The sequence below is a fragment of the Rhizobium hidalgonense genome (assembly GCF_005862185.2).
GTDB classification, from domain to species: domain Bacteria; phylum Pseudomonadota; class Alphaproteobacteria; order Rhizobiales; family Rhizobiaceae; genus Rhizobium; species Rhizobium hidalgonense.
The window spans coordinates 358,564-379,308 of sequence record NZ_CP054028.1; the positions used below are offsets into that span (position 1 = coordinate 358,564).

Consider the following 20,745-nt stretch of genomic DNA (forward strand, 5'->3'; position numbering starts at 1 on the left):
GTCCTACTCCTGAAATGCCGGCATGACTTCGGTGATGAAACGTTCGAGCGACGCCTTCTTGCGCTCGAAGCTCATGCCGGTGTCGATCCAGAAGGAATATTCGTCGTAGCCGAGGGCTTCATAGGCCTTGAGCCTGCTGATGACGGTCTCGGCGTCGCCAACGACATTGTTGGTGCGCATGACCTGATCTGAGAGCATCGCGTTCGCTCGGATCTGCTCGTCCGGGATCCGTTCGATCAGCCCTTGGGTCACCGGCTTCTCATTCTTGAACCAGGCGAAGAAGTAGTTGTAGTAAACGCTGAGTTCATGGGCCGCCTGGGCGACGTCTTCTTCAGAAGAGCCGACATAGGTGTGGCGCAGCAGCATGATCTTCGGCCGCTCGACATCGGGATTCTTGGCGCAAGCATCGTTGAAGCGCTCCATCAGCGACTGGACCTCGTCGTCACCCTGCCAAAGCGGCGTGACCTGAACGTTGCAGCCGTTGGCGACGGCAAATTCATGCGAGTTCGGATCGCGTGCGGCAACCCAGATCGGCGGGTTCGGCTGCTGCAGCGGCTTCGGCGCAGACGTCGTCGCGGGGAACTTGAAGAACTCTCCGTCATGGGCGTAGTCGCCGGCCCATATGCCCTTGACCGCCGGGATGAGCTCACGCATGCGCTGGCCGGCACCCCAGGCGTCGAGGCCGGGCAGCAGGCGCTCGTATTCGAAGGAATAGGCGCCGCGCGCAATGCCGATATCGAGCCTGCCGTCGCAGATGATGTCAGTCATAGCAGCTTCGCCGGCAAGCTTGATCGGATGCCAGAAGGGGGCGATCACCGTTCCCGTGCCGAGCCTTGCCCGCGATGTGCGGCGCGCCAGATCGGCAATGGTCACGAACGGGTTGGGGGCAATGGTGAAATCCATGCCATGGTGTTCACCCGTCCAGATCGCATGCATGCCGCCCTTGTCGGCGATCTCGCAGAGCGCGACAAATTCGTCGTAAAGGCTCTTATGGCTCTGGCTGGCGTCGAGCCGTTCCATATGGACGAAGAGGGAGAACTTCATGCTTTTGCGCCCTTGGCTGGAATGGGATGAACTTTGCCGCCGGTCTCGTCACCGAAATAGACGCCGAAATTGCCGATCGAGCTTTCCATCGCGAAACGGTTGACGATATCGGCGGTCGAGCTGGTCTTGAACTTTGCCGCAGCCAGTGCGTCAGGTTTTACAAACCTGCCGCCGGCAGGCTCGCCATCCCCGGCAACGGCGTGATAGACAATGTGCTGCTTGCCGTCGCTCTTGCCCTCGTAGACCGAATAGAGAAAGCCGATGCTGACCTTCAGCCCGGTAAGCGTCTCCAGATATTTTTCCAGCGCCTCGGTCGGATTGCCATCATGGGCGTCGATGCTTGGGAGGGAGAGCACATCGTCGCCGAGGAGCAGAACCTCGCCGCGGCGTTCAACGACGGCTGCAAGTTCGATATTGCCTTCGCTTGCGGCGGAAACCGCCTTGCTTGCGAGCGTCGGGGTGAAATAACCGCCACGGGCATAACCGAGGCCATTGCGGCCGCTATTGTCGAAGGATTCGATGCGTCCCATCAGGATGACGTGGTCGCCGGCCTCGATGACCTCTTCCATGGCGCATTCGAACCAGGCCGCCACATTCGAGAAGACCGGGCAGCCTGCCGATCCCTTGGCCCATTCGACCGCCGCAAACCGGTCTTCGACCGGTCGGGCAAAGGTGTTCGACACGTCTTTCTGCGTTTCCGACAGCACGTTGATCGCGAAATGGTCCGCGCCGGTCATGACGGCGAAATTGCGCGAGGTCTTGGCAAGGCATACGAGCAGCAGGGGTGGATTGAGCGAGACCGATGTGAAGGAGTTCGCGGTGAAGCCGATCGGATTTCCATCCCCGTCGCAGGCGGTGACGACAGTCACGCCGGTCGGAAAAGCCCCGAATGCATCTCGCAATGCTCTTGGGTCGACAGTCTGCATTGTCATCGTCCATCCTCCCCGAACGATAGCCACTCAGCGAGCAGCGAATTGACGAGATCAGGCGCGGTCAGGTTCACCATGTGACGATGCCCTTCCACGATACGGGCCCAGCCCTTCGGCGCGAGCGCCGCCATTTGCTCTGCCATCAAGGGCGTCGAATTCGGGTCATCGGACCCCGTCAGGAACAGGGCCGGACCTTGGACGTCCTTCCAGCGATCGGCATAAGTCTCGTCTCCGCCGGCAAAGGCGGCGTAAGCGACAGCATATCCCTGGGGATCGACAAGGTTGAGCCATTTCCGTGTTAATTCACGCGCAACGACGCTATCCGGATCGTCACCGAACCAGCGCGCCAGGGGACCTTCCTTGTCCACGCCGGTGACCGGGATGGCAGCTGCTCGCGCGAGCACGGCAGCCTTCGCTTCAGGGTCACGGCGATAGACGCCGTTGAGATAAGCCACACGCCTGATCCGTTCGCCGAACGTCGCCGCCGCCCCTCCCGATACCAGCGCGCCCATCGAGTGGCCGGCAACATTGACCGCGTCGATCGCCATCTCGTCGAGAAACCGCCCGAACCAGGCGACGAACTCTTCGAGGCGGCTGCCCGCCGGCAGTTTCGCACTCTCGCCATGGCCCGGCATGTCGACGGCGATGACACGATGGCCGGCCGACAGAAAAGCGATCTGCGGAGCCCAGGCTTCGAGCCGCATGCCGACGCCGTGGATCAGAACAAGCGGTTCACCGCTGCCGGCCTCGTGATAGGCCGTTCCGCCTGCGGTCTTCTTTCGGGGCAAGTCACCGGCGGCGCTCTTTGCTGCAGCGGTGCCTGTGGTCGATCCGGCTGTCAGCATCTGAGACGCGCTCCCTCAAACGCCCGCAGGATTGGCAACGTCCTGCCCCAGGTCCTTCAGATCCTGGTAACGGTCGCCAATGCGATGATGGGGACGTCCGCCGACCGAAGCGCCGAGAGCGACGACGATCTCGTCGGCGGCAGGCGCGTCGGGGATCGAGGTCTGGATGGTCAGGTAGTGCGAACGGCGGCCTTCGTCATTCTTGTCCATCAGCGGGATCATGATCGGCGCATTGGCAGGACCGCGGGTGTTGCAGAAGGCGAGATAGGACTTGGCGCCGACGGCATGGCGATAAAAATTGCCGAAGCGCAGCGTGTGGATGAGCGCAGAGGCATGTTCGATCTCGCCATTCAGGCCAACGACTGCAGCCTTTCCATAGGCTTCGACAGCCTCGCCGGACCCGACCGCATCGATGATCATCTTGGTCAGCAATTCGCCAAGAATGGGAGCCGCCGCATGGATTTCCGGCTTGAGGTTCTCGACAAAGCCAAGTCCCGCCCAGGGATTGTTCACGACCGCGAAGGCGGTGAACAGCTTGAGCGGCACCGCCGCAGCCTTGCCGCCCTCGATCAGCGTCGTTTCGATCTGCAGTCCTGTCTTGCGAATGTGAATGGCCATAGAACACCTCGTCTCCCTATTCGGTATTATGGTATACCATAGTATGGGAGTGTCAAGTTTCTTTCTGCGACGACGCAGATGAGGTCCGGCTCCGGAAAATCCCCGATTGACAGGATGCACTTCCGAACTCCGGAAGCGCTCTCTTCATTTCAGCCTACTGTCAGGCGCCGGACGGCACGACGGCCGTCCTCGGCGACGAAGTCAGGCGCCAAAATTATCCCAGTCCATACCGCCTTATATATTATTGATTATGGCATACCATCACATCGAGCAAAGTTGGGTGTCAAGCTTGGAGTTTGGATTCTCTTTGTTCCGCAAGAATGTGATTAGGAATGCGGGAAGGGAATCGACAAATGTCGATGCGACAGACGGAATTGCTACCGTCTCTTAAGGAAGATCGCAGCGGCGACGCTCTGCCCTATTCGGCAGGCTTCTGCGCCGACAATACCGCTTCGGCAATTGCGCAGGCGGCGGCCACATGATCCATCGCCGCCCGCTGGGCTCCTTCGCCATCGCCGCGCCGGATGGCGTCGATGATCTTCGACATCTGCAGCGGCCCTTCGATGCTGCGCCTTTCCGTCTTGATCGTCATCGAGCGCAGGTGGTTGATGCGCACGGTCAGCAGGTTGACGACGCCCCAGGCGACATGCCTGTCGACCATGGTGAACAGCGTTTGATAGAAGGAAGAGGTATTGGCAAGCACGCCCGCCATATCGTTATCGTGATAGCTGTTGCGGATTGCGGTCAGGGATTCCTCGAGTGCTGTGACGATCTCGGGGCTGCCGCGTTCGGCGCACAGCCGCGCCGCCATGCCTTCGAGCGCACCGCGGATCTCATAGATCTGTCTGGCTTCGTCGATATCCAGCTGGGCGACGATCGGTCCCTTGTTGGGCAGATTGGCAACCAGCCCTTCCGATTCCAGATGTCTCAGAACCTCGCGCACGACTGTGCGGCTGACGCCGAGCTGGGCGCAGAGGTCACGCTCGACAAGCCGGACTCCAGGACGAAAATATCCGTTGACGATGGCCTCGCGGACCTTGTCGAGCGCCAATTCCCGCAATGTCTTCGCAGGACGCTCGACCCTGATTGCTGCGTCCTTCAGAGCACCGCTCATGCTGTACCTCAGTATTGGATTGACTTCGCACGCTCACGTTCTGCCGCGACAGCCGAATTCAGGAATCGTATTATGGCCTACCAAATACTGTAACTGTCGGCGGCCGGCAATTCAACCGCACCGTGCCGATCCCAGGATGGTCAGCCTATTCATCGGAATTCGACCGCGCCCTGACGATCTCTTCGACCACGGTCTTTGCCTGTACCCGAATGTCGGGGACGGCGGTGATCTCCCAGAATTGCCCCGCAGTCAAGGCGCCGACGGCAAACAGCCGAGCGGGCGAGATTCGACACGGGGCGGTCACTTCGGAAGCCGCATTCACCTGGATGCCGAGGCCGAGAGGATCGGGAACGATCAGCTGAAATCGGCTCATTTCCTTCAAAAGCGGCGAGTGGCTGATCCCGGCGCGCTCCATACCCGTGCAGTTGACCAGCCAGTCCGCCCGGATCTCTGCGATCTCCCCCTTCGCTCTGACCCTGTAACAGGCGATGAGCCTGTCTTCCCCGGCCTCCAGCGATTTCAAGAAGCCCGCGTGGAAGCGAACGGTTCCGTCCGAAACCAGTTTCTCGAACGCGGAAAACACGTCCGGCGCGACCCGGTGACGGTGGATGTTCCACCATGCAAGCGCATGTCGCAGGAAACGCGCCCGCTCCTCGCTCGAAAGCCGTTGCCAGAGAATTTGCGTGACCGGTCTCAGGCCGTCCATCACGCTCCGCCAGTCGGCGACCTCCCGACTCTTTTCCCGCAACGTCTTCAATAGGCCGCTGATCGTATCCGGGAGCCTCGCGACGTCGATCGGCAGAGGCGCCGGCGGCGTCCTCGCATGTCCGAGCGGTGCAAGCCCGCGCCGTGAAAGCACGTCGATCCTGCCCCGATGGCCGTGGGCGCGAAGTGCCAGAACCTGATCGATCATCGTCAAACCGGAGCCGAGGATGCAGACCGCATCGAAGGGTGCGACGCGCCTGAGCCAGGAGAGCCGCCACGGGTTCTCGATGATCCGTGATCGCAGCGATGGCGGGACTCCGTCCGGAGCGACCGGAAGGGTCGCGTTCCCCACGCCGAGGCAGAGCACCACGTTCTTCCCGGCAATCTCGTCACCATTGCCGAGATGGAATGCCAGCGTGCTGCTGTAACGTTCAACGCATCCCGCCGCCTTGGCCTTGATGAAGTCCACCCGGCAACGGCCGTCCCGCTTTCGAAGCAGCCGCGCAAGCGTATCCCTGACATAAAGACCGTAATCGCTGCGCGAGGCGAAATCGCCGGCCTGCAACTGACGTCCATGGTTTTTCAGCCAGTCGACAAAGTCGTCGGGTTGATGCGGCAGCAGGCTCATGCGGCCGGCGGGAACATTGAGGCGATGGAGATAGAGCTCCGTCCGGTACGCCGTCCCGCGGCCGAAGCCAGGATCGTCGCCGACGACGGCGACTTTTGCCGAAGCGGGAAGCTGTTCGATGAGATTGCAGGTAACCGCTATCGCCGAAAAACCGGAACCAACCACGATAACATCATATGTCAAATGCACTCTCCCTGAAGCTCAGAACGTCATCGAGACATTTCGTCATTCAAGCCCCGTGTCGCTTACCGGTCCCTGCTGATCGCACCAGCGGCAGAATCACGAAAACAATTATCTCTATAGTCTATAAATATAGTTTGTTATTTCTCCCGCCAGCCCATTCTCAACGATTACCCTTTTGAGGGTGAGATCAAGGGGGCCGGGTGGCCCTCAAACAAAGGGGCTTAGGATGAATTTCAAAAAATTGGTTGCCGCGATCGCGATCGGCGTCGGCACTCTTGCAACGGCAGTTATCGCTGAGGCGGCAGACAAGAAGGTCGTCGTCGGCTATCAAACCGATGCCTTGCCGTCTTCCGTGGCGATCGCCAACGGCGAATTCGCCAAGACGACGGGATATGAGATCGATTTCCGCAGGTTCAATTCGGGCGCCGAGATCTTTGCGGCCATCGCCTCCGGCGACGTCCAGGTCGGCTATGTCGGCTCCAGTCCGTTTGCGGCTGCGGTCTCGCGCGGGCTCGAGGTCAAGGCCTTCTACCTCGCCTCCATCTCCGGCATCGACGAAGCGCTCGTCGTGCGCAATGGATCCGGCATCGAGAGCCTGAACGATCTGAAGGGCAAGAAGCTTGCCGCCGCGCCTGTTTCCACCGACCATTATCAGCTCCTGGCGCTGATCAAATCGCTCGGCCTGACCGAGAAAGACGTTCAGGTCTTCGCCATCCCGCAGCCCGAGATCGTCGCGAGCTATAACCGCGGCGATATCGACGGCGGTTTCGTCTGGGATCCGGCTCTGACCGAATTGAAGAAGAACGGAAAGGTGCTCGTCACCTCCAAGGATGTGGCGGACAAGGGAGCCCCGACATTCTCGGCCTGGGTTGCGACCTCGAAATTTGCCGGCGACAACCCGGAATTCCTCAAGGGCTTCGCCTCGGTCATTAACAAATATTACGCCTCCTTCGCATCTGATAAAGCTGCCTGGGGTCCCGACAGCGACAATGCCAAGTCGCTCTCCAAGCTTCTCGGCGGCACGCCCGAACAGCAGGCTTCGGCCCTGAAGAACCTGACGCTTCTGACGCCGGACGTCCAGGCATCGGACGCCTGGCTCGGCGGCGGCGAAAAGGCGGGGGCCGGCAAGATCCTCAAGGACACCGCTTCGTTCCTGAAGGGACAGGGCAAGGTCTCCGATGTGCTGGAAAATTACGGCGCCTTCGTCACCGCAGACGCGCTCACCGGCGTCAGCAACTGATCCTCCCCGACCCTGGCGCGGTACGCGCCAGGGTCAAACTGCGAGCGGCACCATGCTTAAAGTCGACCACGCCAGCGTTTTCTTCTCAGCCCGCGACGGACGCACCGTCCAAGCGCTCGATCGCGTCTCCTTCGATATTCCCGATCGGGGCTTCGTGATTGCGCTCGGGGCGTCCGGATGCGGCAAATCAACCCTTCTCAACGCGATTGCCGGCTTTCTCCCGATTTCCGATGGCCGGATCACGCTCGATGGCCGGGCCGTTGAACGGCCGGGCGCCGATCGCGGCGTCGTTTTTCAGAAGGACTCGCTGCTACCGTGGAAAACGGTTGTCGACAATGTCGCGCTCGGTTTGAAATTCGCCGGCGTAAACCGGAGGGAGCGCCAAGCCCGCGCCCTGGAATTGCTCCGGCTCGTTGGCCTCGACGAATTCGCCGGCGCTTTTCCCTATGAACTGTCGGGCGGCATGCGCCAGCGTGTGGGCATCGCCCGAGCGCTCGCGACAAATCCCGACATTCTGCTGATGGACGAACCGTTCGGCGCGCTCGACAGCCTGACCCGCGACCAGATGCAGGAACTACTGGTGTCCATCTGGGATAAAACGGCCAAGAAGATTTTCTTTATCACCCACTCGATCGAAGAGGCCCTGTTCCTCGGCACCCAGGTTCTCGTGATGTCGCCTCGGCCGGGGCGTGTCGTGGCGCGTTTCGATCTGGATTTTGTCCGCCGCTTCGCCGAAACCGGCGATGCCCGCTCGATCAAGGCGTCGCCGCGATTTGCAGAACTGCGCGAGGAAATCCGCGCCATCCTTCACAGCAGCGAAGATTTGAGGAGTGCGGCATGAGCGATATCGTCCAGGCCCCGCCGATTGGCGCGCATCGAGAGGACCGTCAGGTCAAGCTGGTGAAAATGGCAAGCTTCGGCGCCGGCGAGAAATCCACGGTGGCCATCAGCATCGCCACCGCCCTGGCGATCCTGCTGCTGTGGTGGCTCGTATCCGCGCTCGGCGTCGTCCCGCACCTGTTTCTGCCGCGCCCGGATGAAGTGCTGACGCAGATCGGCGCCATCTATCGCGACGGTTACGCCGGAGCGTCGCTCTCCGAACATGTCTTTGCAAGCCTGTTCCGCATCGTCGTCGCTGCCCTGATCGCCATCACCGCCGGCATTCCGCTCGGATTGCTCATGGGACTGAACCGCTGGGCGAAAGGCGTGCTCGACGCGCCGATCGAGTTCTACTGGCCGCTTCCGCCCCTCTCCTACCTGCCGCTGATGATCATCTGGCTCGGCATCGGCGAAACGTCGAAGATCACGCTGCTGGTGCTGGCGATGTTCGCGCCGATCTGCCTCTCTGCTCAAGCAGGCGTTCGGTCTCTCCCGATCGAGCGCGTCAATGCCGCCCGGTCGCTCGGCGCGAGCCGGCTGCAGCTCTTCCTCGACATCGTCCTGCCATCCGCCCTGCCCGAGATCCTCACCGGCATCCGGATTGCGCTTGGTGTCGGCTGGGGCACGCTGGTTGCGGCGGAGCTGATCGCCTCGACGCGCGGGATCGGTTTCATGATCATGTCGGCATCGCAGTTCCTGGCGACCGACGTCGTCTTCGTCGGGATCGGCATCATTGCGATCTGCGCCTTCACCTTCTCGGCCGCTATCCGGTTCCTCGAGGCATTCCTCGTCCCCTGGAAAGGCAAGCTCTGACCGAACGGCTGCAGGCAGCCATGTTCAATGGCTGCCTGTCGCCCCGTTCAGCCCGTGTATGGCGACGAGTTCGGCTGCGACCAGTTGCTGAAGCCGCCATAAATTGCGGTCCCGAATGCCGCGTTCCTCCAGATGCTTCACGGTCAGATAGAGATATTCGGCGCAGGAGCCCATGTGCCCGCAGGCGCGCGCCAACACCCGCGCCACCGTCTCCAGCGGCAACTTGCGGGCAACACGCTCGCCCTTGGGGCCAGCCCAAAAAACCAGCGCGCGCACGAGCCCATGCGCAGTCACGACCGGGATCCAGCGAACCGTCGCGGCGTCGTCCATCGTGCCGACCTCACGACGGATCAACCGCCGGAGCTGGCCAAGGCGATCGTCGTCGGCGAGCCTGAAGACGATGCCGTTGCAACGGCCACCCCGGTCGAGCGCCATCATCAGGCCGGGCTGCGCCCGCGTTCCCCGCCAGCGGGTCATCTCCAGGCAGAAGGAGCGGTGCCACCCTCGTGTGGCGCCATGTTGCGCTTCGACGGCGTCGAAGTCCGGCTTCCATATCAATGATCCGTAGGCGAAGATCCAAAGCGGCGCGCCCGCCGACTCGTGAAGGAGCCGCTCGGCAAGCATCTCCAGCTCCGCGTCCGTCAACGGTTTTCGGTGCGGCTCCGGACCGACATCGACCTCGGGGCGAAGGCTCAGCGACACGAGTTCGTCGGTCAGAGCCATTCCCGGTCCGGTCATCAATATCGTGCTCCCCAAGTCGCTCATCCGTCAATGCACCGAGGATGTGGCCGGCTCGGCCTGTCGCAGTTGCAAGCTGCGCAGGAGCATCGCGGCTTCCCTGACGATTGCCGAGAATGTCGCATCATCGGCCTCTGCGATCCTTCCTGTCATGTCGCGGATGATCGTCGTCAGTTGGACGATCGACGTGCGATGCTGCGCATCTTCCGATCCCGTTTCGGCATCGGCCATGGCCAGCAGCGTCTGCACCAACCGTTCCATCGTCTGCCGGCGCCGGCTCCTTGGATCGGCGTTCGGATCTTCACTCAGGCGCAAGAGATCGGCGACGATATCGGACATTGCGCTGTCTCACACCGCAAAAGCAGGCGGCATGGAAACGGTGGGCCTGCGCCCCCGCGCCTGCGTCTTCAAGGCCTCCAGCAGTCGGTAGCCGCTGCGCCAGCGACCAAAGCCGCTGGCAATATTGATGTGGCCGGCAAGGCCGATATTCCTGGTTTCGGCATTCCACAGGCGGCCGAACAGGCTCAGCCGGTCGACCGTCATATAGGCATCGTTCATGCTGCCGACGACGATGCTGGGGAAAGGCAAGGGCGCCGTCGGCATGCCGCCGAAGGTGATTTGTCCCGGATGCAGAATTTCGGTGTCCCGCAGATCGCAGGGAGCAACGAGCAGCGCCCCCATGACGCGGCGCGCAACACTTCGCCCCGCCAGACGGGCGGCAAGCAGGCATCCGAGACTATGGGCAACCAGATAGGCCTCGCCGGCTTCTTCAAGCGCGCCTTCCAGCCGCGGCAGCCAGGCGTCGAGGTTCGGGCGATCCCAGTCATCTTGAGCGACGCAACGACTGCCCGGCTGGTCCTCCAGCCAGTGGTGTTGCCAATGCCCTTCTCCAGAGCCGAAAAGGCCGGGAAGGATGAGGACTTCGCTCATCGAATCAGCCCGATCACCAGAGCAAACAGGAAGGTGAAGGAAGCGGTGATCGTACAGAGCCCGGCCGCATGCCCCAATTGCGACAAGAGGCTCGCTGTTGCTCTTCTCCCACCACGCCGAGCAAGGCCGCTCTCAAAGACGACTGCCATGACGCGCCCTCCTCAATACCAAAGGCCGGGCATAGTGCCCCAATAGTAAAGCTCGTATTCGCGGGCGGACCGGTCCCGCTCGTCGTCCCGCGCGAACAATGCGTCTACGGGCTTCGACATCTTCGGCATGAGCAGACCGAGCGCGCGTTTCAGCCACAAATGGAAATCAAGCGTCATGCGAACCTCCTGTCAGGGACCGATATTCTGCAGCTGGAGCCGTGCTCTCACTCTTTTAATCGACGCCTCGTTTAAAGCGCGTCGTTCACGCAAACCGCTGCACATCTCTGCGCGACCTGTTTTAGGAAAGCAGCGAATGGCGTTGCGCATTGGCGAGAAGATCGTGAAGCGACGCGGTCGGTCCGTAGAGCATCAGCAGACGGTTCTCCTCGCGTTTCGCCAGCCGATACCGTCGGGCGAATTCGAAGACGCTCCACAATTGCTCGCCGGCGGCCGGCCGTTCCGCATCGGGGATCGTTGCTTCCTGAGATCGGGCCATGGTGACGGTCCTTATTCCGCCGCCGCCAGTGCCGGGTTTGCGCCCGGAAAGAAGGCTGCCAATTCTCCGACCACCTCGCCCACGCGGCCCAGAATCGGATCGGATGAGACCGTATAATCGGTGAAATCGCGATCGGACGCATAAACGGCCGTCGGCAACGTATGGGCCATGAAAAAGCCGAACAGCGGCCGAAGCTGATGCTCGACCATCAGAGCATGCCGGTCACCGCCGCCTGTCGCCGTGATGATGATCGGCTTGCCCCGAAGCTCCTGCGGGTCGATCAGATCGATCAGGTGCTTGAAATGGCCGGGATAGGAGCCCTTGTAGGTTGGCGAGCCGATGACGAGGGCATCGGCCTGCACGATCTCGTCGATCACACGCTTGCCCTGCTCGTCGAGGTCCTTGCGCCACAAGGCGCTGCCCAGCGACGGACCGATATCATGCAGATCATAGGTCTTGCTCGCAAATCCGTAGCGAATACTCGCACGTTCGGCAACGTGCCGCACGAGCGCCAGTGTCTTCGATGGACGATTGAAGCTGCCGGCAATGCCGACGAGTTTGAAACCTGACATGGGTTTTCCTCTCTTTAAGTTGCCTCAATTATTGTCTAGTAAATTGATAGATTAAAGGAACGTGAAACTCTCCTTGTTCGCGCCGTTGAAAAAAACGTTCGCCGTCGCGTGAGCACGCATAAGCTGCACCCTGCTCGACGGAGGAGCCACTTCACGTTCAAGGCTTGTCGCCGTGAAGATGCCGTTCGAGGAAAGGCAAATTGTCCTGTCCCCAATAGATCTCGCCATCATAGACATAGGTGGGAAAACCGAAGACGCCGCTGTCACGGGCATGGACGCGGTCCGCCGACCACTTGTTCTGGACATCGTCGTCGGCTTGCCGCCTGAGAAGGGCGGCGCCATCGAAACCTGCGGCGACGACGATCGCCTCGCGCACATCGGGCCTACCGATATCCTTCGCTTCGCTCCAGAAGGCGTGCTGGAGGGAGCGGGCAACACCGATCCAATCCTGTCCGTCGAGATAGGCTGCAATCACGAAGAGGGAAGCCGGCGTCGGATCGCCGAGCTCCGGGAGATGATCGAGCCGCAGCTCCTTGCCGCGGACGCGCGCCCAGCGCTTGAGATCCCGCATCCAGTAAGCGCGCCGGATTTCCGGACGGTTGCGTGAGAAGATGCCGCCATTTTCCTCGACGACCGTCGTCAGATAGGGCGTGACGACGACGTCGTTCTTCGCTGCCAGTTCGGTGAAAGCGTCGAAGCCGATGTAGGACCAGGGCGATCCGATCGAAAAGAAATAATCCACGGTTTTGGTCACTGATCAATTCCTCGTAGATGGTTGTTCCGACGTGACGTCCGTCAGGACGCAACCCGGATGTCCGGCTGCCGTTTCCAGCCGAGCTCCGGTGCGATCGTCGTCACGAAGTCGTGGAGGATCTGGCGATATTCCTCATGCTCGAACTCGTAGGGAAGCTCCAGCCGCAACTCGCCCACCTCGGGCAGGATGGGATCGGCGAAAAGCTGCTCCAATATCTCGTCCGACGTGCCGACGACATCCCGAGCAAACAAGGTGCGCCGTTCGCCCTGCGGCGAAAGCGTCCGCTCGTGGCGGCCATTGGCATAGTCTCGATACCGCCGGCGCGTTGCCGCATCGGCGCTGTCGAAAGGCACGATGACGCGGCCGAGCGCGACGCGGCAATGGCTGTCGGCGCGACGAAAGGTTTCGATCAACCGCGATTGGGCGACGAAGAAATCATCCGTCCCCTCGCCCGTTATCACATTGCCCGTCAACAGGTTGAAGCCGTTGCGGCCGGCCCACGCGGCCGAACGCTGCGACCCGCCGCCGTACCAGATCCGGTCGATCAAACCCTTGGCGTAAGGCTGCAGGCGCGGCCGCTGCGGACCGAAGGGCGTCTTGATCAAAGTCTGCGCGTCGCCGAGATAGGCGCCGCGCAGATTGTCGGCAAAGCGCAGCACGCGATCATGCGAGAAATCGTAGCTGCTCCAGTCGCCGTCGAAGACAAGCGGGGCGATCAGCTCAGCGTGCAGCGGCCGGCCGGCGCTGACGCCGATGTTCAGCCGCCCACGTGCGAGAACGTCGACGGTCGCCAGGTCTTCGGCCAGCCGATAGGGGCTTTCATAGCCGATCGGAATGACCGCGGTTCCGAGCTCGATCCGGCTGGTTCGCTGCGTCGCCGCCGCCAGGAAGGCGCTCGCCGAAGAAATTCCCGGCTCCAGGTGCCGCTGGCGGACCCAGGCGCTCTCGAAGCCCAGCTCCTCGCCATATTGCAGCTGCTGAAGTGTCTGCTCCAGCCCCGACAGCGGATCGTCGTCGGGATAATTGCCGGGGGTGAGGAAGCCGATATGGCTGATGGATATGGTGCGGCCGCTCATGTCGTCCCTTCTCCTGCTGCCATCCGATGATCAATATTTCGGTAGGCCGGGCGGGTTGGTCTCGGATTCCGGCAGGGCCTCCTCGGAAAGATGCCAGTGCTCGAGGATTTTGGCGTAGGTGCCGTCCTCGATCAGGCCGTTGGTAGCGATCGTCAGCGCGTCCGCCAGCCCGCTTCCCTTGCGCGTAGTGATCGCCACATCCGAGCGATCCGGCCAGCCGGCGCTCAGCGTGCCGACACGCTTGATGTTCTTGTCGCGCGCGGCGATGAAGACGAGCTGCGCATGCGGCTGGACGATGACATCGGCCCTGCCCGACTGCAGCGCCAGAAGGCTCGTCGCCTCATCGTCGTAATATTGCAGCTCGATCGGTTTCAGGCCTGCGGCGACATCTTGCTCGCTCCATTTCACCAGGATGCGCTCCTGATTGGTGCCGGCGCCGACGACGATCCTAAGCCCGGCCGCATCCTTCGGCTCCTTGATCGAGGCAACGGGACTGTCCGATTTCACGAAGATCCCGTGCAGTCCCTGGCGATAGGTGGAGAAATCGAACTTCTCCTTGCGTTGCTCGGTGACGCCGACATTGGAGATGACGGCATCGTATTTGCCCGAGGCGAGGCCGAGCGGCCAGTCGATCCAGGCAACGGGTACGATCTCCAGCGTCAGGCCGAGGCTGTCAGCAATGGCGTAGGCATAGTCGGGATCTGCCCCGACTACGGTCTTGGCGTCGGTGGCATAGGTCGCAAGCGGAGGACCGCCGGGGCTGACGGCGATGGTGAGCTTGCCCGGCGTGACGAACTTGAATGCCACAGGGATAGAGGCAATCGCCGCCTCGTTCCTGGCAGCATGCAGCCTGCCCGGCTGCTGCGGGCTGAGGTCGAAATCATCGGCGGCACGGGTTGCACCGAAGGAAAGGCCGGACGTCATGGCGGCGATCAGCAGGGTCCGGAATGCCGGGAAGGCAATCATCGTCTTCAATCTCCAAATTGGCAGGCAGGAATGGCCGGCAGGAATACTGCCGGCCGAACACGGATCAGGAGCCGCTCTTCGGCAGGCCGGGCGGGTTGGTCTGCGCTTTGTCGATCGCTTCCGGGCCGAGATTCCAGGTATCGAGGATCTTCTTATAGGCGCCGTTGGCGATCAGGTCGTTGACGACATCGGTCACCGGCGCCGCCAGGCCGCTGCCCTTGCGGGTGGTGACCGCAATCTCGGCGGTGATCGGCCAGCCGCCGCTGACGGTACCGACGAGCTTGGTCTTGCCGTTGATGCCGGCCGAATAGGCCTGCGTCGCGTTGACGCTGAAGACGGCGTCGGCCCTGCCGGACTGGACGGCGAGATCCTTGACCGCATCGTCGTCATAATATTGCACCTCGATCGGCTTCAGGCCGGCCGCGACGTTCTGCCGGTCCCATTCCAGCAGGATCTTCTCCTGGTTGGTGCCGGCATCGGTGATGACCTTCAGTCCGGCAATATCCTTCGGCTGCTTGAGCGCCGTGATCGGGCTGTCGGCCTTGACGTAAAAGCCGAGCTCATCCTTCCTATAGGTCGAGAAGTCGAATTTCTGCTTGCGCTCTTCCGTGACGGTCACGTTCGTGATCACCGCATCAAATTTTCCTGAGGTCAGCCCGAGCGGCCAATCGGCCCAGGCGACGGAAACGAGATTGAGCTTAAGGCCGAGGCTGTCGGCAATGACCTGCGCGAGATCGACGTCGTAGCCGATAACCGTCTTGGAATCGGAGGCATAGTCATGCAGCGGCAGGTTGCCGCTCGAGCTGATACCGACAGTGAAGACGCCGTTTTCGACGAATTTGAAGTCCTTGACTTCGGCAATGCGCTTCTCGTTCTTTTCCACCCGCAGCCGGTTCGGCTGTTCCGGGCTGAGATCGAATTTCTGCTGCGCCTGCGCCGAACCGAAGCCGATCGCGGCAACCGTCACGGCTCCTGCTATCAGAAGCCTTGCTTTAACTGCAAATGTCATGCCCCATCTCCATTTCATCTTTAGGTTGTGATTGTTGTCATTCGACCGGAGCAGCCCGTCGCGGCCCGGCATTTCGCCAGCGCTATCGGGCGCTAGAGAACCTTGGCGAGAAACTCGCGTGTTCGAGCGTGCTCGGCTTGCGTGAAAATGCGGGCCGGCGGGCCGGCCTCCAGGATACGGCCGCTTTCCATGAAGACGACGGTATCGGCGACCTCGCGGGCAAAACCGATTTCATGGGTGACGATAACCAGCGTCGTGCCGGTTCGGGCGAGTTCCTTGATGACGTCGAGCACCTCGCCGACCAGCTCCGGATCGAGTGCAGAGGTCGGCTCGTCGAAGAGCAGCACCTTGGGACGGAGCGCCAATGCGCGGGCGATCGCCACACGCTGCTGCTGGCCGCCGGAGAGCTGGCGCGGATAGGCGTTGATCTTGTCGCTGAGGCCGATGCGCGCCAAAAGCTCCTGCGCCAACTGCACGGCATCCTCGCGGCCGATGCCGCGAACCTGGATCGGCGCCTCGATGAGATTTTCGAGCACGGTCAGATGCGGAAAGAGATTGAAGCTCTGGAAGACCATGCCGATATCGGCGCGGCGCTGGAGGATCTCTTTCTCCTTGAGCTCGTAAAGCGTGTCGCCCTTCCTGCTGTAACCGACGAAATCGCCGTCGACCGAGATAAAGCCCTCGTCGACACGCTCCAGATGGTTGATGGCGCGCAGCAGCGTCGACTTGCCGGAGCCGGAGGGACCAAGAATGGCGGTCACGCTGCCCGCCTGTAGGCTGAGTTCGACTTTATCAAGCACCTTCAGCGAGCCGAAACTCTTCGAGATGCCTTGAATGCGCACTACGCCGCCTGCGGCTCTGAGCACCGCCGCATCCCGGAAGCCGACCTTGCGGACGGTGTCGGTCGCCGTATCGACGACAGGAAGCGGACGGCGGAAGCGCTCGAAAAATGCTTGAAAGGGCAGCGGAGCCGGATTGCGCACGGCGCCCTTGGAGAAGTAACGCTCAATATAGCGCTGAGCGACCGACAACACCGTCATGATGATCAGGTACCAGACGGTCGCCACCATCAGCAGCGGAATGACTTCGAGATTGCGGCGATAAATCACCTGCACCGTGTAGAAGAGTTCCGGCAGCGCCAGCACGTAGACCATCGACGTACTCTTCGCCAACCCGATCAGCTCGTTGAAGCCGGTCGGCAGGATTGATCGCATGGCCTGCGGCAGCACGATACGGAAGGCCTGGCGGCGGCGCGGCAGGCCGAGTGCGGCTGCCGCTTCCAGCTGCCCATGATCCACCGACAGAATGCCGCCGCGGACGATTTCGGCGAAGAAGGCCGACTGGTTGAGGGTCAGGCCGAGGAAGGCCGCGGCAAAGGGTGTCAGCAACTGTACGGTGGGATAGTCGATGAAGACCGTATCGGTGAAGGGAATGCCGATCTTGATCGTTTCGTAGAGATAGCCGAGATTGTTCAATATCAAAAGCAGCACGATGACGGGGATCGACCGCAGCAGCCAGATATAGCCCCAGGAAAGACCCGATAGCAGCGGCGACCGGGAGACCCGGGCAAGCGCCAGCGCCGTTCCGAGAATGGAACCGGATATCGCGGCAAGCACGGTCAGCAGCAACGTCCTGCCGAGGCCGACGAGCACCGGCTCGGCAAAGAACCATTCGGCAAAGACGTTCCAACCCCAGCGCGGATTGGTGAAGGTCGAATAGAGCACGGCAATCATGACGACGGCGGCAAAGATCGTGCCTGCCAGACGGCCGGGATGGCGGGCCGGCACGATGCGGTAACGGGAATAATCCTGCTTCGATTCGACCGTTCTGCTGCCGGTGTCGATACCGGCGAAATCCGTCGTCAGTGCCATTGTGCTTCCCTTTTATGATTGTCGGTCTTTGCCGTTTTCAGTAATTTGCGCCGGCCACGCGCAGGCGCGGTTCGGCCGCCACATCCTCCTGAGCAGGCACGGCCAGATGGCTAATATCCTTCTCGAAGGGCAGGCTCTTGTAGATCTCGGGATCGGCCGATGTGTCGAAGAGAGCGGTGTAGCCGTCCTTCAGATAGAGGCCGACGGCCTCGGGCTGGCGGAAACCGGTCGTGAGATAAATACGGCCATAGCCCTGGCGGGCGGCCTGGATTTCCAGCTCCACCAGCACCTTTCGGGCAAGCCCCTGGCGGCGCAGGTCAGAACGCGTCCAGATGCGTTTGAACTCGGCCGTGCGCTCGTCATAGTGCTTGAAGGCGCCGCCGCCGATGGTTTCGCCATTACGGATCAGCAGCAGGAAGTTGCCGTGAGGCGGCGCAAAGGCTTCGGCGGGATAGCGGTTGAGCTCGGCCGCGGCACCTTCGGCATTGAAATAGGTGCCGTAGCGGCTGTCATATTCGTGGATCAGCTCATCGATCAACGGTTGTGCGCGCGGATCGAGAGGGCTCGTATAGAGAAACGTTTCGCTCATATCGTTCGTCACCCGTTGTCATCAGTGAGGAAGGTTTCGGCGAGCCGCACCCAGTAGCGGGCGGCGGGCGCGATGATTGCATCGTTGAAATTGTAATGAGCGCTGTGGAGAGGCGCGCTGTCGCCATTGCCGACGAAAAGGTAGCTGCCGGGATTGGCCTGCAGCATGAAGGCAAAATCCTCGCTCGCGGTTCTTGGCCGGAAATCCTTCTCGATCGCCGCGAGGCCGAGTGCGTCATAGGCGACATCACGGGCAAACGCCGTCTCTTTGGCGTGATTGACCAAGGCCGGAAAACCGAGGCGATAATTCACATTCGCCTCGGCGCCGAAGCTTTCGGCCTGGGCGCGGGCAAGGGCTGGAATGCGCTGCTGCAGCAGCTGGCGAACCGTCTCGCTGAAGGCCCGCATGGTCAGCTGCATCTCGACACTTTCCGGGATGACGTTCGAGGCGGAGCCGGCATGGATCGAGCCGACGGTAACGACCGCCATGTCCTGCGGGTCGACATTGCGGGAGACGACGCTCTGAAGAGCCGTGATGAAGGAGGCGGAAGCGAGCACCGGATCGACGGTCCTGTGCGGTTCGGCGCCATGGCCGCCCTTCCCGACGATCTTGATGATCGCCTTGTCGACCGAGGCCATGGCCGGGCCGCTGACGAAGCCGAATTGGCCAGCCGGCACACCCGGCCAATTGTGCAGCCCGAAGACAGCATCGACCGGAAACCGTTCAAACAGACCTTCCGAGATCATCTTGCGGGCACCGGCGCCGATTTCCTCGGCGGGCTGGAAGATCAGTCGCAGCGTACCATTGAAATTGCCGCTCTCTGCGAGATAGCGGGCAGCTCCCAACAGGATCGCGGTATGGCCGTCATGGCCGCAGGCATGCATGACGCCGGGATTGCTGCTGGCATAGGCAAGACCGGTCGCCTCTTCGATCGGCAGCGCATCCATGTCGGCGCGAATGCCGATCCGCTTTCTGCCGTCACCACGCCTGAGGGTGGCGACGATGCCGGTGCCGGCAACGCCCGTCGCCACCTCGTAGCCCCAGGAGGAAAGGCGGGATGCCACGAGCTTGCTGGTCCTCAGCTCCTGGAACGCAAGCTCGGGATATTGATGCAGATCGTGGCGAAGCGCGATGATCTCATCGAGATAGCAGGCGATGCCCTTTTCGACCGGATCGTTGCTGCGCGGGTTCTGAGCGATGATGTCCATGACGCAACCGTCAGCGCCTCAGGCGCCGACAGCCTTTCCGGGCTCGAGCTGATCGGCGCCGGCTGCATAGCGGCTTTCGCGGAAGGGCAGAGCCAGATGGTCGCGCAGCGTCTCGCCCTTCAGCACCGGATCGAAATAACCGCGTTCCGTAAGGATCGGCAGGACGTATTGCGCAAAGTCGTCGAAGCCCTCGGCGATGACGGGAAAACCGAGGATAAAACCGTCGGCCGCACCCTGATCCACCCAGCGGATGATCTCGTCGGCGATATGCTCCGCCGTTCCGATGAAGGCGGTGCGTGGCGTGGCGACGTCGAGCGCGATTTGGCGCAGCGTCAGGCCCTTTTCACCCGCCGTCTTCTTGATGCGGTCGGTGGTCGCGCGGAAGCTGTTCTTGCCGATATCGCCGAGATCAGGGAAAGCCTCGTCCAGGGGATAGGTGCTGAAGTCGTGGTGATCGAAGAAGCGGCCGAGATAGGCGAGCGCCTCCTCGATGGTGACGAGATTTCGGATCGCCTGATATTTGGCGTCCGCTTCCTCGGCCGTCCTCCCGACGATCGGGCCAATGCCGGGATAAATGCCGACCTCGGCCGCCCGGCGCCCATGCGCGATGACGCTGTCCTTCAGCTGTCGATAGAAGGCCTGCGCCTCCTCGAACGGCCCGCCATTGGTAAAGACGGCATCGGCATGTTTGCCGGCAAGCCTGATGCCGGAGTCCGACGCTCCTGCCTGGAAGATCACCGGCTGGCCCTGCTTCGAACGGCCGATGTTGAGCGGCCCTTCGATGCGGAAGAAGCGGCCCTTGTGGTTGAGGCGATGCATCCTGGTCTTGTCGGCATAGACGCCGGTCTCGCGATTGCGCACGAAAGCGTCATCGTCCCAGGAATCCCAGAGGCCCTTGATCGCATCGATATAGTCCTCGGCGATCTCATAGCGCAGCTCGTGTTCGGGGTGTTCGCGGCTGTAATTGCGCCCCGAGCCCTCGAGCGGCGAGGTCACCGCATTCCACCCTGCCCTGCCGCCGCTGATGAGATCAATCGAGGCAAACTGGCGGGCGATGGTGAAAGGATCGCTGTAGGAGGTCGAGACCGTGCCGACGAGGCCGATTTTCGAGGTCGAGGCGGCAAGCGCCGAGAGAATGGCGATCGGCTCGAACCGGTTGAGGAAATGCGGGATCGACTGCTCGTTGATATAGAGCCCGTCGGCGACGAAAGCAAAAGCGATGCCGGCTGCCTCCGCCTTGCGCGCCGTCTTGACGAAGAAGTCGAAATTGACGCTGGCATCGGCCGGTCCGCTCGGATGTTTCCAGGCATTCATATGGCCGCCTGGCCCCTGCAGCATGATGCCGAACGTGACGTGTTTCTGAGCCATGGGATCAATCCTTGTTGAAAC

General features: G+C 61.6%; 24 protein-coding genes. 3 read left to right on the forward strand and 21 right to left on the reverse strand.

Annotated features, from left to right (window positions below; all coding sequences use genetic code 11):
* Positions 1-3 precede the first annotated feature (3 nt).
* The 6 genes from FFM81_RS22955 to FFM81_RS22980 all read right to left on the reverse strand — a co-directional run bounded on the left by FFM81_RS22955 (position 4) and on the right by FFM81_RS22980 (position 6,072).
* Positions 4-1,044 (reverse strand): LLM class flavin-dependent oxidoreductase, encoded by a 1,041-nt coding sequence (locus tag FFM81_RS22955; protein WP_138384516.1) that lies wholly within the window; start codon positions 1,042-1,044, stop codon positions 4-6.
* Positions 1,041-1,976: a flavin reductase family protein gene (locus tag FFM81_RS22960; RefSeq protein ID WP_003572464.1), complete on the reverse strand. Its 936-nt coding sequence runs from the start codon at positions 1,974-1,976 to the stop codon at positions 1,041-1,043. The genes FFM81_RS22955 and FFM81_RS22960 overlap by 4 nt, the downstream gene beginning before the upstream one ends.
* Entirely contained in the window at positions 1,973-2,818 is an 846-nt protein-coding gene (locus FFM81_RS22965) for an alpha/beta fold hydrolase (protein WP_138384515.1), read from the reverse strand. Before FFM81_RS22965 ends, FFM81_RS22960 begins: the two co-directional genes overlap by 4 nt.
* A 15-nt stretch (positions 2,819-2,833) precedes the next feature.
* The gene (locus tag FFM81_RS22970; RefSeq protein ID WP_003572467.1) at positions 2,834-3,436 is read right to left on the reverse strand and encodes an amino acid synthesis family protein; all 603 of its coding nucleotides are present in this window, start codon (positions 3,434-3,436) and stop codon (positions 2,834-2,836) included.
* A 418-nt stretch (positions 3,437-3,854) separates the two neighbouring features.
* The gene (locus FFM81_RS22975; RefSeq protein WP_003572468.1) at positions 3,855-4,550 is read right to left on the reverse strand and encodes a GntR family transcriptional regulator; all 696 of its coding nucleotides are present in this window, start codon (positions 4,548-4,550) and stop codon (positions 3,855-3,857) included.
* A gap of 145 nt (positions 4,551-4,695) precedes the next feature.
* Positions 4,696-6,072 (reverse strand): FAD/NAD(P)-binding protein, encoded by a 1,377-nt coding sequence (locus FFM81_RS22980; RefSeq protein WP_173883835.1) that lies wholly within the window; start codon positions 6,070-6,072, stop codon positions 4,696-4,698.
* Between the two features lie 220 nt (positions 6,073-6,292).
* Between FFM81_RS22980 and tauA the strand changes: the two genes are divergently transcribed.
* The 3 genes from tauA to FFM81_RS22995 are packed head-to-tail and all read left to right on the forward strand — an operon-like array spanning position 6,293 to position 8,998.
* The gene (tauA, locus tag FFM81_RS22985) at positions 6,293-7,306 is read left to right on the forward strand and encodes a taurine ABC transporter substrate-binding protein (RefSeq protein WP_128397695.1); all 1,014 of its coding nucleotides are present in this window, start codon (positions 6,293-6,295) and stop codon (positions 7,304-7,306) included.
* A gap of 52 nt (positions 7,307-7,358) precedes the next feature.
* Entirely contained in the window at positions 7,359-8,147 is a 789-nt protein-coding gene (locus tag FFM81_RS22990) for a taurine ABC transporter ATP-binding protein (RefSeq protein ID WP_138384513.1), read from the forward strand.
* On the forward strand, positions 8,144-8,998 hold the full coding sequence (locus FFM81_RS22995) for an ABC transporter permease subunit (protein WP_097532875.1): 855 nt from the start codon (positions 8,144-8,146) through the stop codon (positions 8,996-8,998). The genes FFM81_RS22990 and FFM81_RS22995 overlap by 4 nt, the downstream gene beginning before the upstream one ends.
* A gap of 24 nt (positions 8,999-9,022) precedes the next feature.
* On the opposite strand, the gene FFM81_RS23000 is transcribed toward FFM81_RS22995, so the two are convergent.
* The 15 genes from FFM81_RS23000 to FFM81_RS23070 all read right to left on the reverse strand — a co-directional run bounded on the left by FFM81_RS23000 (position 9,023) and on the right by FFM81_RS23070 (position 20,724).
* On the reverse strand, positions 9,023-9,736 hold the full coding sequence (locus FFM81_RS23000; protein WP_246401325.1) for a gamma-glutamylcyclotransferase: 714 nt from the start codon (positions 9,734-9,736) through the stop codon (positions 9,023-9,025).
* 30 nt (positions 9,737-9,766) lie between these two features.
* Positions 9,767-10,075 (reverse strand): hypothetical protein, encoded by a 309-nt coding sequence (locus tag FFM81_RS23005; RefSeq protein WP_003572478.1) that lies wholly within the window; start codon positions 10,073-10,075, stop codon positions 9,767-9,769.
* Between the two features lie 9 nt (positions 10,076-10,084).
* On the reverse strand, positions 10,085-10,666 hold the full coding sequence (locus tag FFM81_RS23010) for an RBBP9/YdeN family alpha/beta hydrolase (RefSeq protein ID WP_025417777.1): 582 nt from the start codon (positions 10,664-10,666) through the stop codon (positions 10,085-10,087).
* Positions 10,663-10,815: a hypothetical protein gene (locus FFM81_RS23015; RefSeq protein ID WP_003572480.1), complete on the reverse strand. Its 153-nt coding sequence runs from the start codon at positions 10,813-10,815 to the stop codon at positions 10,663-10,665. Before FFM81_RS23015 ends, FFM81_RS23010 begins: the two co-directional genes overlap by 4 nt.
* Positions 10,816-10,827: 12 nt before the next feature.
* Positions 10,828-10,992, reverse strand: a complete 165-nt coding sequence (locus FFM81_RS23020; protein WP_173883836.1) for a hypothetical protein — start codon at positions 10,990-10,992, stop codon at positions 10,828-10,830.
* A 121-nt stretch (positions 10,993-11,113) separates the two neighbouring features.
* Positions 11,114-11,311: a hypothetical protein gene (locus FFM81_RS23025; RefSeq protein ID WP_025417776.1), complete on the reverse strand. Its 198-nt coding sequence runs from the start codon at positions 11,309-11,311 to the stop codon at positions 11,114-11,116.
* A gap of 11 nt (positions 11,312-11,322) precedes the next feature.
* Positions 11,323-11,883, reverse strand: coding sequence for an FMN reductase (msuE, locus tag FFM81_RS23030; protein WP_138384511.1), 561 nt, complete (start codon positions 11,881-11,883; stop codon positions 11,323-11,325).
* Between the two features lie 157 nt (positions 11,884-12,040).
* Positions 12,041-12,637 carry a 2-hydroxychromene-2-carboxylate isomerase gene (locus FFM81_RS23035; protein WP_138384510.1) on the reverse strand — a complete coding sequence of 199 codons (597 nt, stop codon included), beginning with the start codon at positions 12,635-12,637 and terminating at the stop codon, positions 12,041-12,043.
* Between the two features lie 41 nt (positions 12,638-12,678).
* Complete coding sequence (locus FFM81_RS23040) at positions 12,679-13,713, reverse strand: LLM class flavin-dependent oxidoreductase (protein WP_138384509.1); 1,035 nt, start codon at positions 13,711-13,713, stop codon at positions 12,679-12,681.
* A 30-nt stretch (positions 13,714-13,743) separates the two neighbouring features.
* Positions 13,744-14,679, reverse strand: coding sequence for an ABC transporter substrate-binding protein (locus FFM81_RS23045; protein WP_138384508.1), 936 nt, complete (start codon positions 14,677-14,679; stop codon positions 13,744-13,746).
* Positions 14,680-14,743: 64 nt separating this feature from the next.
* Positions 14,744-15,688, reverse strand: coding sequence for an ABC transporter substrate-binding protein (locus tag FFM81_RS23050; protein WP_138384507.1), 945 nt, complete (start codon positions 15,686-15,688; stop codon positions 14,744-14,746).
* 92 nt (positions 15,689-15,780) lie between these two features.
* Positions 15,781-17,559, reverse strand: a complete 1,779-nt coding sequence (locus tag FFM81_RS33155; RefSeq protein ID WP_138384506.1) for an amino acid ABC transporter permease/ATP-binding protein — start codon at positions 17,557-17,559, stop codon at positions 15,781-15,783.
* Positions 17,560-17,596: 37 nt separating this feature from the next.
* Positions 17,597-18,148, reverse strand: a complete 552-nt coding sequence (locus FFM81_RS23060; protein WP_025417770.1) for a GNAT family N-acetyltransferase — start codon at positions 18,146-18,148, stop codon at positions 17,597-17,599.
* An 8-nt stretch (positions 18,149-18,156) separates the two neighbouring features.
* Positions 18,157-19,356 (reverse strand): M20 aminoacylase family protein, encoded by a 1,200-nt coding sequence (locus tag FFM81_RS23065; RefSeq protein ID WP_138384505.1) that lies wholly within the window; start codon positions 19,354-19,356, stop codon positions 18,157-18,159.
* 18 nt (positions 19,357-19,374) lie between these two features.
* Positions 19,375-20,724, reverse strand: a complete 1,350-nt coding sequence (locus tag FFM81_RS23070; RefSeq protein WP_138384504.1) for an LLM class flavin-dependent oxidoreductase — start codon at positions 20,722-20,724, stop codon at positions 19,375-19,377.
* Positions 20,725-20,745: the final 21 nt, after the last annotated feature.